Here is a 15,832-nt window from a genome sequence, read left to right as displayed (position 1 = left end):
CAATATTTGGTTCTTGGCCTTTGTATATTATAGCATCACCTGTTGTGTCACTCACTTGTACTTCCAGTTTTTCTGGCAACAATAAATTACCATCACAGTAATTTTTGTTTTCATTTCTGAAAAGAACTGCTGCAATAAACTTATTGTTCTTACTTACAAATGACCATTCGTATTTGCAGGTTTTTTTTGCATTTTAAATGATTGAACTAATATTGCATTGCACGAAGAGGCTTTTATGACAATGCTTTTTATATCTGAAACAAACTTATTAGGATATGAAATTGTTTAAAGAAATAACTAAAACCGCTCAATCGTTGCATATTGTTCCGGACGCTGAAGAGTGCGACGCAACAGGCGTTGAAGCGTATTACTGCAGCCCGGCTCATAAAAAATAAAAGCGAAGCATGGCAAAAAACTTATTGATTGTTGAGTCTCCCGCAAAAGCAAAAACCATTGAAAAAATACTCGGTAGCGACTTCACCGTAAAAAGCAGTTACGGTCACATTCGCGACCTTGAAAAGGATGAAATGGGTATTGATGTAAATAATAATTACCAGCCGCGTTATAAAGTTCCTGATGATAAATTAAAAGTAGTCAGCGAATTAAAACAACTCTCCAAAAAATATGACGAGGTTTGGCTGGCAACGGATGAGGACCGTGAAGGCGAAGCCATCAGCTGGCATTTATGTGAAGTGTTGGGTCTGGATCCATCTTCAACAAAACGTATTGTGTTTCATGAGATCACCAAACCTGCTATTAAAGCTGCTGTAGGTAATCCACGCACTGTTGATATGAATCTTGTAAATGCACAGCAGGCAAGACGTGTTGTAGACAGGATCGTTGGTTTTGAATTAAGTCCTGTGCTATGGCGTAAGATGAGTATGGGCACATCATTAAGTGCGGGACGTGTACAGAGTGTTGCAGTAAGACTAATTGCTGAAAGAGAAAGAGAGATCAACGCATTTACTGCCACAAGCAGTTTTAAAATTGAAGCATCTTTTGCAGCTAATGATATTGCAGGACGAAATGTAACATTCAAAGCAGAAGCTGCAAGACAACCAAATGCAGAAAATGCTGAAGCATTTTTGAAGAGTTGTATTGGTGCAAAATATACGGTGAAAGATATACAGGTAAAGCCTGCGAAAAAATCTCCTGCTGCGCCGTTTACTACATCTACTTTACAACAGGAAGCAAGCCGCAAACTTGGTTATGGTGTAAGCAGAACAATGTTGCTTGCGCAAAAATTATATGAAAGCGGTCACATTACTTATATGCGTACAGACAGTGTTAGTTTGAGTACCACTGCTATGGAGGCTGCGAAAGCACAGGTAACTAATATGTACGGTGAGCGATATGCACAAACACGTAAGTATAAAAATAAAAATGAAAGTGCACAGGAAGCGCATGAGGCTATTCGTCCAACTTATATGGAAAACACAAGCGTTCCTGATGAGGAATTGAGACGTTTGTATGAACTGATCTGGAAGAGAACAATGGCATCGCAGATGGCTGATGCAGAGTTGGAAAAAACAATTGCGAAGATTGACGTATCTACTAATAAGGCTGAATTAACAGCACAGGGTGAAGTATTAAAGTTTGATGGTTTTCTTAAAGTATATATGGAAGACCGCGATGATGATGATGTTACAGAAGAAGAAGGTGGGGAAGGTGTGTTACCGCCATTGCGTGTTGGACAACAACTGGATTTCAGAGAAATGAAAGCTATTGAACGCTTTACAAGACCTGCACCAAGATATACAGAGGCTTCTCTTGTTAAGAAGCTGGAAGAGTTAGGTATCGGTCGCCCTTCTACTTATGCGCCAACAATCTCTACTATTCTTAAACGAGGCTATGTAGAAAAAAGAGATAAGGAAGGCGTCAAAAGAAATTTCCAGGTGCTGGTGCTGGCAAGTGATCATATTTCAAAAGAGATACAACAGGAAACAACAGGTGCAGAAAAATCAAAATTATTTCCAACAGATCTTGGGCTGGTTGTTACAGATTTTCTTAACCAGTATTTCAATGATGTAATGGATTATGGTTTTACTGCCAAGATCGAAGAAGAGTTTGATGAGATTGCCGATGGCAAAAAACTGTGGACAAAAATGGTGGATGGTTTTTATAAACCATTTAAAAAAGATATAGAGAATACTTTAGAAAATGCAGAACGTATAAAAGGTGAAAGAGAATTAGGCACAGATGCTGAAAGCGGTAAAAAAGTTGTGGCAAGAATGGGGCGCTTTGGTCCAATGGTGCAAATAGGCGATGCGGGTGATGAAGAGAAGCCTCGTTTTGCAAAACTGAAACCAACTCAAAGTATTGAGACCATTACTTATGATGAAGCAATGGAACTCTTTAAACTGCCGCTTACGCTTGGTGAGCATGAAGGCAAAGAAGTTTCTGTAAATGCCGGTCGTTATGGCCCTTATGTAAAATGGGGCGAAGATTTTATTTCGTTGCCAAGAACCGAAGACCCTGCAACGGTTGATCTTAACAGGGCCATAGAACTCATTACAGATAAGCAAACAGCCGATGCGCCTATTGCTATGTATGAAGATAAACCTGTAACAAAAGGCAAAGGAAGATTCGGACCATTTATAAAATGGAACGATCTTTTTATTAATATTCCAAGGGCTTATAATTTTGACAGGCTTACACAAAAAGATTGTGAAGAGCTCATCGAAAAGAAACTCGAAAAAGAAAGTAACCGCTATATACAGCAGTGGCCTGCAGAAAAGATCTCGATTGAGAATGGCCGCTGGGGCCCATTCATACGTTTTGGAAAAAAGATGTTGAAGATCACCCGTAAAGATGATAATGAAAAATATTCAACAGAAGAACTTGCAGCAATTCCGATAGATAATGTAAAGAAGATGATTGAGACACAGGTGCCTGATGCATTTGTAAAAAAGGCCGCAAAGAAAACTGCAGCGCCAAAGAAAGCAGCTACTAAAAAATCAGCTCCAAAAAAATCAGCTCCAAAAAAGTCCGCGAAGAAAAAGTAAACATCGTTTTCAAATCATAAATGCCTGCTTTTTAGCGGGCATTTTTTTGGGAGGTCAGCTTTTATATTTACAAATCTTCCTGTTATTTTATTTTAGTATTTGTGAATATTGCAATATTTATTTTGTTAGTCAGCTGCAATGTTTCATGGTAACGCCTGTTGCGTCGCACACTTCAGCGTTTATAACTTTATTCGGCAATAAAAATTTATACTGTTTATTTCGTTACGAGCATTGCAATTTTGCCATTGCTGCCTGCAAGAAAAACTTTATTTCCTTTCTTAGCTTTTTGGCATACATGAAAACTTTGTGTTGAGATCAGTTGCCAGTTCATACCGCCATCGTTTGAAATATCAACACCGCTTGTACCGCATGTAATGAGTTTGTCTTTGGTAATATATTCAACGCAACTACGATAACCGTGGGGTGGGGTAGTGGGCGCCTTCCATGTTATGCCTGCGTCAAAGGATAGAACGCAATTTTCCGTAGAATCTTTGTCATTAGTAAAATCTCCTCCTACTATTACAAAATTTTTTTCTTTCCACATAGCTACAGAGTTAGCACCTGTGGTTTCTTTACCTTTCTTTAAAGGAAGTATTTCGCCATCCAGGCCATTCATAAATTCTGAAACATAGCCACCGCTGGCAATTCTGTAATCACCGTCTTTTAATAAAATTATATTTGTGCCACTTGAAGCAAAACATCCTTGGTTATTATATGATACCGGCATGGCATAATATCTATCCCATGAATCACCTCCATTATTTGTTCCTGTTACAAAAAGTCTTCCGTTAACAGGGTCGCCTACAACAATCCCATTTTTTGTGCCATCAAAGTCCATCGCATCTAAAAACATTCCTTTGGTACTGTCTTCAAAAACTTTGTACCAGCTTTTTCCACCATCTTTTGTTTTTAAAATAATGGCCGGCTCTGCAATACCCATAATCAAAGCAGTGTTTTTATCAAATGCTTCAATATCGCGAAAATCTCTTTTTTCATAACCAGAAACAGTAAGCCATTCAAATGTTTTGCCACCATCAACAGATCTTGCCACAGTGCCATTGCTGCCACTTGCCCAAACAATGTTGTCATCTACAACACTTAATCCCCGGATAGAAGTTTTTCTGCCGGAGTCGAGGATAGTGATCATAGTATTTTGTGCATGCGTTATACAAGCAATAAATGCAAGGCTTATGAGGAATAGAAATTTTTTAAAAGTCATAAATTGATTTTTATTTTATAAATAACCTTTACAGTTCGGGCTTCCGCAACTGCATTTTAATTTCCCATCGTGATGTGTTGGGCCGTAATTGCAGGTAAGTTCTTCTCCTTTTTTTATTATGCGTAAAGCGTAAAATTCTACACGACTATAGCATACACGCATATAAGTATTTGGTGAACAGGAATGATTGATATAGCGAAGTTCATTGGGATTAATGCTTGCATCCAATGCACGTCCATCACCAAATTCTACCATTGCTACGCGTTTGGTTTGACTGGCTCTTTTTCTTGCTTCTTTTAAGCTGATAATTTCTCCACCAAGATTACCGATCTTTTTTCCTGAGGGAATCCTTTCTAATGCAAAGCTGCCTTTACCATCTATTGCACTTTTCTTGTTTTCTATTTTATAATTCAAGGTTGTTTAGAATTTTTGGAAAGATAAAATTATGATGGAGTATTTAATTAGAAAATCAAAAGAAAATAATAGTAAATATATTGATGCATACAGATAAATGGTACAAGGGTGCGACGCAAGGAACGATGACCAGTGATATTAAAGCCAGGCTCATACAGGCGATTCAAACTATAGTTGCATGATTGCTTAATATTTACAAACTTTAAAGAACAAAATCTAACGATATGCTTGCCGGACAAATGATGCAGTACCCGCTTACCACCAATGCCATTATTGATTATAGTAACCGTGTATTTGGACATAAGGAAATAGTTTCAAAGTTGCCTGATGGTTCATGGCACAGGTATACTTATGCTGACATGTACAAACGTACAAAGCAACTGGCTGCAGCATTGATAAATCAGTTAAATGTGCAACCGGGTGAAAGGGTTGCAACATTCGCATGGAACCATTACCAGCATTTGGAATTATACTATGGCATTCCTGGTGCAGGAGCAGTTTGTCATCCGGTTAACCTGCGTTTATCTGCTGAGCAGATTGCATACATTATAAACCATGCAGAAGATAAAGTATTGTTTATTGATGCATCGGTAGTACTCATTTTTGAAAAGATAGCTGCGTATACTCCTAATGTAAAAAAATATATTTTATTAAATGCTCCCAAAGATTTTAAAACATCATTGGCCGGTGCAATACATTATGAGGAATTGATCGCTAAAGAATCTATGGATTTTGAATGGATGCCAGTCGAAGAAAACGACGCTTGTGCTATGTGTTATACAAGTGGCACTACAGGAGAGCCGAAAGGTGCATTGTATTCGCACAGGTCAACTTTCTTGCATGCTTTGAGTGCTATGACGCCAAATGCTGCAAACATTTCTGCTATGGACCGTGTGATGGCTGTATCTCCGCAATTTCATGTAATGGGTTGGGGCTTCCCTTTTATTTGTATGATGGCAGGAGCAGATATGATAATGCCTTCAATGCATTTGCAGCCTGCTGCATTAATTAACATCATGCAAAAGGAGAAAGTCACAATTGCCAATGGTGTGCCTACCATTTGGCTGGGTATTTATGAAGAGATGAAAAAAAATCCGCCAAAAGAAAAATTAGCATTGAAAGAATATATTGTTGGTGGCTCTGCATTACCTGCAGGATTAATTGAAAATTTTGAAAGAGATTTTGGATTGCATGGAGTGCATGCCTGGGGCATGACGGAGACTTCCCCGGTTGTAACAGTATCGCGTTTGCAAAATGAGCATGCATCTCTGAATTATGAACAGCAAATAAAAATAAGAGCAAAGCAGGGCATTTTGCTGCCTGGTGTTGAGATGAGGGTTATGATGGAAGATGGCGCTATTGCTCCGAGAGATGGAAAAACAGCAGGAGAGTTTGAAGTAAAAGGCGCATGGATCATTTCTGGATATTATAATATGAATGATCAGGAACATTTTACGGGAGATGGATGGTTTAAAACAGGTGATGTAGGCACTATTGATGAATACGGCTACATGCAAATTACAGACAGAACAAAAGATTTGATAAAGAGTGGGGGAGAATGGATATCAAGCGTGGCTTTGGAAACAACACTAATGAATCATCCAAAAATAAAAGAAGCTGCAGTAATAGCAGTCCCAGATGATAAATGGCTTGAGCGACCCTTAGCTTGTATTGTTTGTAAAGAACAGGAAACATTTTCTGTAATTGAATTGCAGGAGTTTTTATGCAAACATTTTTCGAGGTATCAAATACCTGAAAATTATTTGCAATTAAATGAGATTCCTAAAACCAGTGTTGGTAAGTTTGATAAAAAACTTATGCGCAAGATGTTCGCTGAAGGCAAACTGAAGTCTATAGCAGATATTAGATAAATTGACTTAGGTGTAAGTCGATTCAGCGCCTTTAGTACTTGCTTTTTCATGTAATGTTGTAATTTATCATCTGTAAAAAGCTCTAAGGCATGCAGCAAATGGAAATCATAAAACTTTTTTAATTATGCTTAAGCGAAATTTTATAATGTTGATTATCAATGTATATATTATTATTTTATGTCTGCTTAAGATATTTTGTGTCTTATTTGGATATTCAAATGTTCAATTGATTTGGACCGAATGTTAAAGCATGCATAAATTAGCAGTATAAATATCCAATATCCTCATCGTCCAAAAGTTAATGTACTAAAAACGGGCTCCCGAAAATTTTCGGGAGCCTCTGTTTTATAGCTTATCCATCATATCATCTTCTGCTTTGAAATAATACCTATAAACTGTAAAAAGCTTTGTTGAAGATGTATTAGAGACGATATTTACTTTGCATGATTACTACTATAAAGCTTTTGTTGTGTCACTCACTTGTACTTATTTTCCTCTATTCAGCATTTGAAAAGACGTCGTCATACACCAAATAAGAAATAAAAGCACTTTGATTTTTTTATTGATATTTTTATTGCAAATAATTTTACATGAAAGAGCAGAACCATAAAAATCATGCACAATATGTTCCAGGCTTCCATTTTATTACTGCAGCAGCTATCATAGCTTTATTAATAGGCTCAATTGTAAATCTGTATAACTCTCTATATGATCATGCTAATTTGTATTCTGCATCGCTTATATGTTTGGCAGCAATTATTTTGTGTCTTTTATTCTGGTATATAAGAAGTTTTCCTTTAAGGGCGCAGGACAGAGCCATAAGAGCAGAAGAGAATTTCAGACATTTTGTATTGACGGGGAGAAGGCTTGACAATCGTTTAACTTTGTCTCAGATCATAGCTTTACGTTTTGCTCCTGATGAAGAAATGCCAATGCTGGCGCAGCGTGCTGCAGAAGAAAATTTAAGCAGTAAGGATATAAAAAACTCAATTACAAACTGGAAGCCCGATCATCACCGCGTATAAAGCTCCTTTATTTCAGGCTGTACAAGAGTGCGACGCAACAAAAGCATCATGCTTAGTCCAAAGAGAGGCTAAAAAAACTCATAAATTACTTATCATTTCTGCAGTCTCTTCATTTACATCTTCCTGTTTTGCCTTATAGCGTATGATGGTATGACCAATCAATAAAATGGAGAATGCCCCGGTAGCACAAATTGCCATAACGCCGGTCATAGGCAGTGCAGTATTATTACTAAGGAAGCTTACCATTGCAGAACTTAAAGCGCCAATACTCATCTGAATAGTACCAAGCATGGCAGATGCACTGCCCGCATTCTTTGTAAAAGGTGCCAGTGACAATGCAGATGAATTGGGAAAAATAAAACCCTGGCAACAAAGAAAAACAAAGATGAAGGCAACTGTTCCAAAAAGATTGAGTAAACCAAATGAAGTGCAAACGAATAAAAGTATTGCTGTTATTGATTGAAAGAGCAGAGCTCTTTTTATGATTTGTTCACTTTTCTTCTCTTTAAGCAAGAAACTATTTACCTGGCTGCACGCAATCAAGCCGCTTGCGATGATAGCGAAGATCCATCCATATAATTTTTCAGACGCATGAAACAATTGCATGCACACAAATGGTGAACCAGAAATATATGCATATAATCCCGCAGATGCCAATGCCCCTGTAAAAGCATACGTGATGAATTGTGGCTCCTTTAAAACATTTACATAATTTTTAAAAATGAGTGTTGGTTTCAGCGAAACATTTTTATCTGCCTTTCTGCTTTCGGGTAAATAAAAATGTACGCCAACAAGAATCAATGCAACCATTATAGTTAACACAATGAATATACTGTGCCATCCAAATGCAGCAGTTAAATAACCGCCTGCAGTTGGTGCAATGATCGGTGATACACCAATTACCAGCATTAATTGCGAAAATACTTTTGCAGTCTTATTTACTGGAAACAAGTCGCGAACCATTGCTCTCGAAGCTACCATACCTGCGCATGAACCCAGCGCTTGCAAGAATCGCAGTATGATTAATTGATGTGAAGATGCAGCCATAGCGCAGCCTGCAGAGGTTATAACATACGAGATCAATCCAACATACAAAGGCGTTTTGCGCCCAAATCTATCAAGCAATGGCCCATATATTAATTGCCCAACAGATATCCCAATAAAGAAACTTGATAAAGAAAGCGAGATCGTTGCAACAGTTGTATTCAGGTCTTTGGCTATATCAGGAAATCCCGGCAGGTACATGTCAATGGAAAATGGGCCTATTGCAGAAAGTAATCCCAGGATAAATACAAGCAAAAATCTGTTAGTTGGTTTCATGTTGGTCTTACAAATCTAATGCAGCGGGCTGATATTAACCAGAGAGAAGTTTTGGCTATCTGCTGTTGTACTTCGTGGCATCGTCTGTTGTGTCACTCACTTGTGCGTTCTGAATTATGGCAACTGACAATTTATTTCTTTTCAAAGTAAGGAACTTCATCATGTGAAACATTTTCTTTCTGTTGCCAGTAAGCAAGTGTAACAACATGTCCATCTTTTGTTTTTAATAATCTGCCAAATATTGCATTGGTGGGGTTAAACATTACATCTGTAACACCAACGGTGAAAGTTTCTGGAGAAGGTGGTGGAGGAATGTGCGTAGATTCTTCCCCTACCACAACAGGTTTTGCAGGTACAGCTTTAGGTGGCGGACTTGCAACCACTACAACTGTATAATGATTGTATTCTAAAAGTGATTTTAAAAATTCAACACGATCCACAGTTGCATTCTTCTCCACAATGGAGCATTTAACACCATCCAAATCCTCGAATTCGTGATTTTTATTAATTGCCATTTTAAAATCCAAAACTTAATGAATAAATATGATCGTATATCCAACTGATAAATCCAATCAGCAAAGTTCCTGAAACACAGATCAGCATTGCTGTTCGTGATATTGCAGGAATAGCTATTTTTTCAATGGGCTGATCATTTGCATCCATGAAAATTGCTTTCACCACTTTAAGATAATAATAAAATGAAATAACGATATTACCTGCTGCAATTCCAACCAAAACATAATTTCCTTTTCCGGCACCAGCCATTAGCAAAAAGAATTTTCCAAAGAAACCTGCAGTTGGTGGAATGCCGGCAAGAGAAAACAAAGAGATTGTTAATACCCAGGAAAGCAATTTATTATTACTGTAAAAAGCTTTATAGTCACTAATGTTTTCTTTTCCTGTTGCTGCACTTACTAATACTACCACTGCAAATGCCCCCAGGTTAGAAAAGATATAGATCAACATAAAGTAAATGACCGATGTTGTTGCAACCTGGCTCATACCGGAAATACCTACTAAAATAAAGCCTACTTGTGCAATGGAAGAAAATGCAAGGAAGCGTTTAAGATTATTTTGCCTTATCGCGAAGAGGTTTCCAACAAGCATTGTTAGTATGCTTAAAACATAAAGCATATTATACCATGATGCATAGTAAAGTTTAAACACGTTATACAATACAGCAGTGAAAACAAATACAAATGCCGCTTTCGAAATAACAGAAAGATAAGCAGTAACCGCACCAGGTGATCCCTCGTATACGTCTGCTGTCCATAAATGAAATGGAACAATGGAAATTTTAAATCCAAAACCTGCCAGTAAAAGAATAAATGAGAAAAGCTGTAATACTGATCCGTTAAGCTTTTGCGCTATTGCAAAATAATCAAGCGAGCCTGTGGTACCATATAATAAAGAAATACCAAACAATAACAATGCTGATGAAAAAGCAGAAGAAATAATCAGCTTCATTGCGCCTTCTGAAGATTGCCTTCTGTTAAGATCAAAGTTTACAATTGCGGCAAGTGGTATAGTAGATAACTCAAGCCCCAGATAAAACATAAGAAGATTGCCTGCGGAGATCATAAAGAACATTCCCAGTAAAGTTGATAACAGCAGCATGTAAAACTCCAGGACATGTTTATGATTCTTTAGCCATGGGTATGCCAGCATTGATATTAATAATGTTCCAAAATTAAGGATGGTCTTTTGCAGCACTATCAAATCATTTGTAACAAACATCTTGCTAAATAATGAGCCATCTCTGCTGAAAAGACAGCCGGCAATCACATTTACCAATAACAGTATATTAATAATGCTGAGCAGGCTTTCATTGCTTTTTTCTTTTGAACCAACTTTTATAAAAAGCAAAATAAAGATGAGTACTGTTATCACCAGTTCCTGCTTCAATAAAATATAAAAATCATTCATCATAATTGATCATCATTTCAAAGCCAATGCATTTGTTATATGCTGTATAATTGTTTCTGTTGCCGGAGATATTAAGTTGTTCAATATAAAAGGAGCAATACCAATAAAAACAATTCCTGCAACCAACACAAGTACTGCAAATTTTTCATACCATGCTGCATCACTTAATTTCAAATAATGTTTATCAGTAACCAGTCCCATTATAGATTGCCCGATCGCTCTTAAAATATAAACCGCAGTTACCACTATAGATGCGCATGAAAGTATTGTTGCTATTCTGTATGCACTATCCGTATTTTGCCATGAACCCATAAATACAGTCATCTCTGCAACAAAACCGCTTAATCCCGGCAACCCTAATGAACATAAGCCTGCGATTACAAACACTGCAGAAATAAACGGCATCACTTTTAATAAACCTCCAAGTTGTGCAACCATTCTTGTATGTGTTTTGCTATAGATCATTCCAATGGCAGCAAAGAAAAGTGCTGTCATTAATCCATGCGATACCATTTGCAAAACTGCACCTCTTATCGAAGTTTCAGTGAGCATTCCAATGCCAAGTAACACAAACCCACAATGACTGACTGATGAATATGCGTTGATGTATTTTAAATCTTTCTGCATCATGGTAGCGAATGCACCATAAATAATTGCAATCGTAGCTAGCACCACAATGATCATTGAATATTCTTTTGCAGCATCAGGCATTAAGTATGTTGCCACACGCAAACAACCATAACCACCGAGTTTCATCGAGATGCCTGCAAGAAACATAGAACCTGCTGTTGGTGCAGACGAGTGTCCATCAGGCACCCATGTGTGAAAAGGAAACAATGCAGTAAATATTCCAAAGCCCACAAATGCAAAAGGGAAAAATATTTTCTGAACCTCAGGATCAATGTGCATCTTCGAAATGTATTCAAGATTGAATGAACCTGCGTAAAAATAAATTCCCATCAACCCCACAAAAACTAATGCAGATGCGGCTGTCAGCATTAATGCAAGTTTCAGTGCATTATATTCTTTTTTGCCGCTGCCCCAGATGCCAATCAATAAAAATTTTGGTATAACTGCTACTTCTAAAAAGAAGAACATGGTAAACAAATCAAGGGATATAAAAAATCCATACGCACCAACTGCAAGCAACATCAGCAAAAAGAAAAATTCTTTACTCATGCGTTCTTCTTTCCACGAAACTAATACGCCGGCTAATACAACACATGCGGTTAATGCAATCATTGCTATCGAAATGCCATCAACACCTACATGATAATTGATGTTTAATGCTGTAAACCATGAGTGAGAATATTCTAATAAAAAATTTGATACTTTATCAGCAGATAATAATTCTTTATTGTAAATAATGTAAGTGTATGCAACAAGCAGGCATTGCAATATTGATCCAAAAAGTGCAACAACTCTTACCTGTTTCAAATCTTTGCAAAACAAGATTATGATAGCAGTTAATAATGGTAATATGACAAGCAATGATAAATTCATTCGCTGATTTTTATTTTATGTACTTAACTGTAGTACTACTTTTAAACATCGTTGTGTCACTCACTTCAACGTTCTGTTTTTTGTTCATCAATGTTATACTGTACAAGTGTGCGACGCAACAGTTGATGACATGAAAAACAAATGCCTGGTTCATCATTAAATTCAAAACACAGAATTCAAAACTGTCACTTCCACCACCAGATAAACACTACAGCAAGCCCCGAAACACCTGCAAAAAAATACAAAGCATAATTCTGTACTTTTCCTGATTGTAATCTTTTTATCGCAGCGCTGATCTTTGCAGTAATGGCAGCAATCAAATTCATTAAACCATCAACAATGTTTTTATCGATCCATGCCGCAGGTTTGCCAACCAGATTAAACAATATTTTCTTCGTGATAAAAAGATATATCTCATCTATATAAAATTTCTTATAAGCTGCACGATATAATAAACTGATAGCGTTTGCAATCTTTTCCGGACGATCATTCGCCGTCTTATACAATGAAGATGCAATGAAAATAGCGACAGCTGCAAGTACAACAGGAGTGATAGAAAAAATAATATCGATTTGTGTTTCCACTGGCTTGCCATCATCAGTTACAAATGAACCAAAGTGAATAAAACCAACAAGCACAGTGCCTGTAGCCAACAAGATCAATGGTAATTTCATACTCATTGTTCCTTCGCCATGATGCGATTCATGTACATGCGGCTCTTTGTTCCAGAAAATAGAGAAATACAAACGGAACATATAAAATGCTGTGAGCGCAGAAGTAAACAAGCCAACGAAATAAATAAGCTTGTTTGATTGATACGCCGCAGTTAAAATTTCTTCCTTGCTAAAGAAACCTGCAAACGGTGGAATGCCTGCAATAGCAAGGCATGCGATGAGAAAACAAATATGCGTAACGGGCATCAGCTTTCGTAAGCCACCCATATCTTTCATATCGTTGCTATGCACCAAATGAATGATGGCACCTGCACATAGGAACAACAATGATTTAAAAAATGCATGTGTAAACAAATGAAACATGGAAGCCGTAAAACCTAAACTATTTTCACTATCAGTTCTTGCAACGCCCAATGCAAACATCATATAACCGATCTGCGACATGGTGGAGTAGGCGAGCACCCTTTTAATATCTGTTTGTGTGCATGCAATAACTGCAGCGAATATTGCTGAGAATGCACCAACATACCCCACAATATCTAACGCAACCCCATCAAATGAAAATACAGGAAATAATCTTGCGACAAGATATACACCAGCAACAACCATTGTCGCGGCGTGTATCAATGCTGAAACAGGAGTTGGACCTTCCATCGCATCTGGTAGCCAGATATGCAAAGGGAACATCGCAGATTTTCCTGCGCCGCCGATGAAAATTAATGTCAATCCCCACGTTAGTGCAGACACGCCAAATAGAGATGTCGTTGCAGCAGTTAAATATTGATGGGATGATGCATCAGTTAATCTTTCAATCAAAGTATGAAAGTCTAATGTCTCTGCATGAAACGCAAGAATAAGAATGCCAATGAGAAATCCAAGATCCGCAAAGCGTGTTACGATGAATGCTTTTTTTGATGCGGCAACAGCCGACGGCTTATCGTAATAAAAACCAATAAGCAGGTAGGAAGAAACACCAACTAATTCCCAGAAAATATAGATCTGGAATATGTTTGTTGAAAGCACCAATCCTAACATCGAAAATGTAAATAAAGAAAGAAATGCATAGTACGTTGCAAAACGTTCTTCTCCTTTCATATAACCTAGGCTGAAAATATGCACCATCAGTGAAACAAAACCTACCACCACAAGCATCATCACGGAAATAGGATCGAGTATGATGCCCATATCTATGGAAAGATTATCTGAAAACCTTAGCCATGTATAATCAAATGCAATAATGGGTTGATAAACATCATTCGCTTTTCCATCAACAAAAAAATATTGGTAAGCAGTGACAAAAGAGAGAGCGGTGATCGTTAATAGAATAAGTGTGCCAATTATACCTGATACTTTTGATAAATATTTCTTGCCCCATAAACCTATTACCACAAAACCTGCCAGTGGCAGTAAAGGGATTAAAGAAACATACGAAGTATAACTCATTGTATATTTTTCTTTAGTTGTCACGGTTATTTATCTACCTACTCACCACTTCATTTCTTCTGCACTTTCCACATCAATTGAATTGTGACTGCGATACAGATTTATAATAATCGCAATGGCAACAGCAGCTTCTGCTGCGGCAATTGTTATAATAAAAATGGTAAAAAATATTCCATTCAGTTGATCAGGATATAAATATTTGTTGAACGCCACAAAGTTTATATTAACACTGTTCAGCATCAGTTCAACGCTCATCAAAATTGTAATGAGATTTCTCCTGGTAAATAAACCATACATGCCTATAAAAAACAAAGCTGTACTTAAAAACAAAATATGGCTTAATGGAATCTCACTCATTTGTTGCAGTTTTTGATTTCATGGCAATAACAATACAACCGATCATCGCGGCCAATAATAAAATACTCACCACTTCAAAAGGTAAAATAAAACCGTGTTCTGTTGTGCTAAGCAATTGCGTTCCGATTTCTCTAACATCCACATTTAAAACTTTTCCTGACGCTGTTTGAAAATTATATTTACCGATCAATGTATAAAACAGCGCAAACCCAAACACAGCAGCCGATACAGAAAATATTGTTCTGCTTAATTTGGGTTTCATCATTTCATTGCCGGATTGCTGCGTAAGAAAAATAGAAAAGATGATCAACACCACAATGCCACCAACATACACCACAATCTGAACAGCAGCAATAAACTCTACATCCATCCAGAAAAACAAACCCGCAATACCAACCAAAGCAAACAACAACCATATTGCAGAGCGAAATATTTTTCTGGTTGTCACTGCAAGCAAAGCAGTAAATAAAATAAATACTGCAATGATGTAAAAAATAATTTGCGATGCACTCATTCTACACCCTCCCTTATTTTAGATCCAGGCTTGTTTAATTTCTTTGTCAACTGGCTGCGGTCATATACGCTGTGTTCAAAATTCTGCGCCATTTTTATGGCATCGGTCGGGCATGCTTCTATACATAAATTACACATGGTACACAACTCCAAATGATATATAAATGTATCCAGGGCTTTCTTTTTTTTCCCTTCCGGCGTTACATCAAATTTTGTAATAATCTTGATCGTTCCATTCGGGCAAGCCAGTTCACACGCCGTACAACCCGTGCACGCATGTTCATTATTTTCGTCGTGAAGCATGATCACTTCGCCGCGAAAACGTTCGGGCAAGATTTGTTTTACATCAGGATATTGTTGCGTAATAATTTCTTTGCGATGTGTAAAATAATAACCTGTACGCCGCATGCCTATCAGCAAAGACTTTACTGCATTGAAAATATCTGATATGTATTTTTTTAAAAACAAGTTTTATTTTTTATTGTGATCCAATCTGCATTACTACTATTTAGCATTTGTTGCATCGCACTCTTCAACGCCTTGTTCATTATTGAACTGAACG

13 protein-coding genes are annotated in these 15,832 nt (G+C 37.3%); 3 read left to right on the top strand and 10 right to left on the bottom strand.

What is annotated here, in order from left to right; all coding sequences use genetic code 11:
• Positions 1-404 precede the first annotated feature (404 nt).
• Positions 405-3,005, top strand: coding sequence for a type I DNA topoisomerase (topA, locus tag FRZ67_RS03750; RefSeq protein ID WP_147188248.1), 2,601 nt, complete (start codon positions 405-407; stop codon positions 3,003-3,005).
• 214 nt (positions 3,006-3,219) lie between these two features.
• Here topA and FRZ67_RS03745 read toward each other — a convergent pair whose 3' ends face one another.
• Both FRZ67_RS03745 and FRZ67_RS03740 read right to left on the bottom strand, forming a co-directional pair.
• A complete protein-coding gene (locus FRZ67_RS03745; RefSeq protein WP_147188247.1) occupies positions 3,220-4,224 on the bottom strand; it encodes a WD40/YVTN/BNR-like repeat-containing protein in 1,005 nt (334 codons plus the stop codon).
• 15 nt (positions 4,225-4,239) lie between these two features.
• Positions 4,240-4,638, bottom strand: coding sequence for an SET domain-containing protein (locus FRZ67_RS03740; protein ID WP_147188246.1), 399 nt, complete (start codon positions 4,636-4,638; stop codon positions 4,240-4,242).
• 224 nt (positions 4,639-4,862) lie between these two features.
• Here FRZ67_RS03740 and FRZ67_RS03735 point away from each other — a divergent pair, with 224 nt between their 5' ends.
• Positions 4,863-6,509 carry a long-chain fatty acid--CoA ligase gene (locus FRZ67_RS03735; protein ID WP_225975503.1) on the top strand — a complete coding sequence of 549 codons (1,647 nt, stop codon included), beginning with the start codon at positions 4,863-4,865 and terminating at the stop codon, positions 6,507-6,509.
• Between the two features lie 590 nt (positions 6,510-7,099).
• Positions 7,100-7,534, top strand: a complete 435-nt coding sequence (locus tag FRZ67_RS03730; protein ID WP_147188245.1) for a DUF6526 family protein — start codon at positions 7,100-7,102, stop codon at positions 7,532-7,534.
• 78 nt (positions 7,535-7,612) lie between these two features.
• Here FRZ67_RS03730 and FRZ67_RS03725 read toward each other — a convergent pair whose 3' ends face one another.
• The 8 genes from FRZ67_RS03725 to FRZ67_RS03690 all read right to left on the bottom strand — a co-directional run bounded on the left by FRZ67_RS03725 (position 7,613) and on the right by FRZ67_RS03690 (position 15,738).
• Positions 7,613-8,854, bottom strand: a complete 1,242-nt coding sequence (locus FRZ67_RS03725; protein ID WP_147188244.1) for a multidrug effflux MFS transporter — start codon at positions 8,852-8,854, stop codon at positions 7,613-7,615.
• Between the two features lie 131 nt (positions 8,855-8,985).
• The gene (locus FRZ67_RS03720; protein ID WP_147188243.1) at positions 8,986-9,312 is read right to left on the bottom strand and encodes a hypothetical protein; all 327 of its coding nucleotides are present in this window, start codon (positions 9,310-9,312) and stop codon (positions 8,986-8,988) included.
• Positions 9,313-9,370: 58 nt separating this feature from the next.
• Positions 9,371-10,783, bottom strand: coding sequence for an NADH-quinone oxidoreductase subunit N (locus FRZ67_RS03715; protein ID WP_225975502.1), 1,413 nt, complete (start codon positions 10,781-10,783; stop codon positions 9,371-9,373).
• Between the two features lie 9 nt (positions 10,784-10,792).
• Positions 10,793-12,283 carry a complex I subunit 4 family protein gene (locus FRZ67_RS03710; protein ID WP_147188242.1) on the bottom strand — a complete coding sequence of 497 codons (1,491 nt, stop codon included), beginning with the start codon at positions 12,281-12,283 and terminating at the stop codon, positions 10,793-10,795.
• Between the two features lie 185 nt (positions 12,284-12,468).
• Positions 12,469-14,400: an NADH-quinone oxidoreductase subunit L gene (gene nuoL / locus FRZ67_RS03705; RefSeq protein ID WP_147188241.1), complete on the bottom strand. Its 1,932-nt coding sequence runs from the start codon at positions 14,398-14,400 to the stop codon at positions 12,469-12,471.
• A 42-nt stretch (positions 14,401-14,442) separates the two neighbouring features.
• Entirely contained in the window at positions 14,443-14,757 is a 315-nt protein-coding gene (gene nuoK, locus FRZ67_RS03700; RefSeq protein ID WP_147188240.1) for an NADH-quinone oxidoreductase subunit NuoK, read from the bottom strand.
• Entirely contained in the window at positions 14,750-15,271 is a 522-nt protein-coding gene (locus FRZ67_RS03695) for an NADH-quinone oxidoreductase subunit J family protein (RefSeq protein WP_147188239.1), read from the bottom strand. The genes nuoK and FRZ67_RS03695 overlap by 8 nt, the downstream gene beginning before the upstream one ends.
• Positions 15,268-15,738 carry a 4Fe-4S binding protein gene (locus tag FRZ67_RS03690; protein WP_225975501.1) on the bottom strand — a complete coding sequence of 157 codons (471 nt, stop codon included), beginning with the start codon at positions 15,736-15,738 and terminating at the stop codon, positions 15,268-15,270. The genes FRZ67_RS03695 and FRZ67_RS03690 overlap by 4 nt, the downstream gene beginning before the upstream one ends.
• Positions 15,739-15,832 lie beyond the last annotated feature (94 nt).

This window comes from Panacibacter ginsenosidivorans (assembly GCF_007971225.1).
GTDB classification, from domain to species: domain Bacteria; phylum Bacteroidota; class Bacteroidia; order Chitinophagales; family Chitinophagaceae; genus Panacibacter; species Panacibacter ginsenosidivorans.
This window is presented reverse-complemented; position numbering and strand designations above follow the sequence as displayed.

Bases quoted from the DNA above. Each gene is read 5' to 3' on its own strand.
- FRZ67_RS03715 (WP_225975502.1), bottom strand. From the start codon at position 10,783: ATGATGAATGATTTTTATATTTTATTGAAGCAGGAACTGGTGATAACA.
- nuoL (WP_147188241.1), bottom strand. From the start codon at position 14,400: ATGAGTTATACTTCGTATGTTTCTTTAATCCCTTTACTGCCACTGGCA.
- FRZ67_RS03695 (WP_147188239.1), bottom strand. From the start codon at position 15,271: ATGAGTGCATCGCAAATTATTTTTTACATCATTGCAGTATTTATTTTA.
- FRZ67_RS03710 (WP_147188242.1), bottom strand. From the start codon at position 12,283: ATGAATTTATCATTGCTTGTCATATTACCATTATTAACTGCTATCATA.
- topA (WP_147188248.1), top strand. From the start codon at position 405: ATGGCAAAAAACTTATTGATTGTTGAGTCTCCCGCAAAAGCAAAAACC.
- nuoK (WP_147188240.1), bottom strand. From the start codon at position 14,757: ATGAGTGAGATTCCATTAAGCCATATTTTGTTTTTAAGTACAGCTTTG.
- FRZ67_RS03725 (WP_147188244.1), bottom strand. From the start codon at position 8,854: ATGAAACCAACTAACAGATTTTTGCTTGTATTTATCCTGGGATTACTT.
- FRZ67_RS03735 (WP_225975503.1), top strand. From the start codon at position 4,863: ATGCTTGCCGGACAAATGATGCAGTACCCGCTTACCACCAATGCCATT.
- FRZ67_RS03730 (WP_147188245.1), top strand. From the start codon at position 7,100: ATGAAAGAGCAGAACCATAAAAATCATGCACAATATGTTCCAGGCTTC.
- FRZ67_RS03745 (WP_147188247.1), bottom strand. From the start codon at position 4,224: ATGACTTTTAAAAAATTTCTATTCCTCATAAGCCTTGCATTTATTGCT.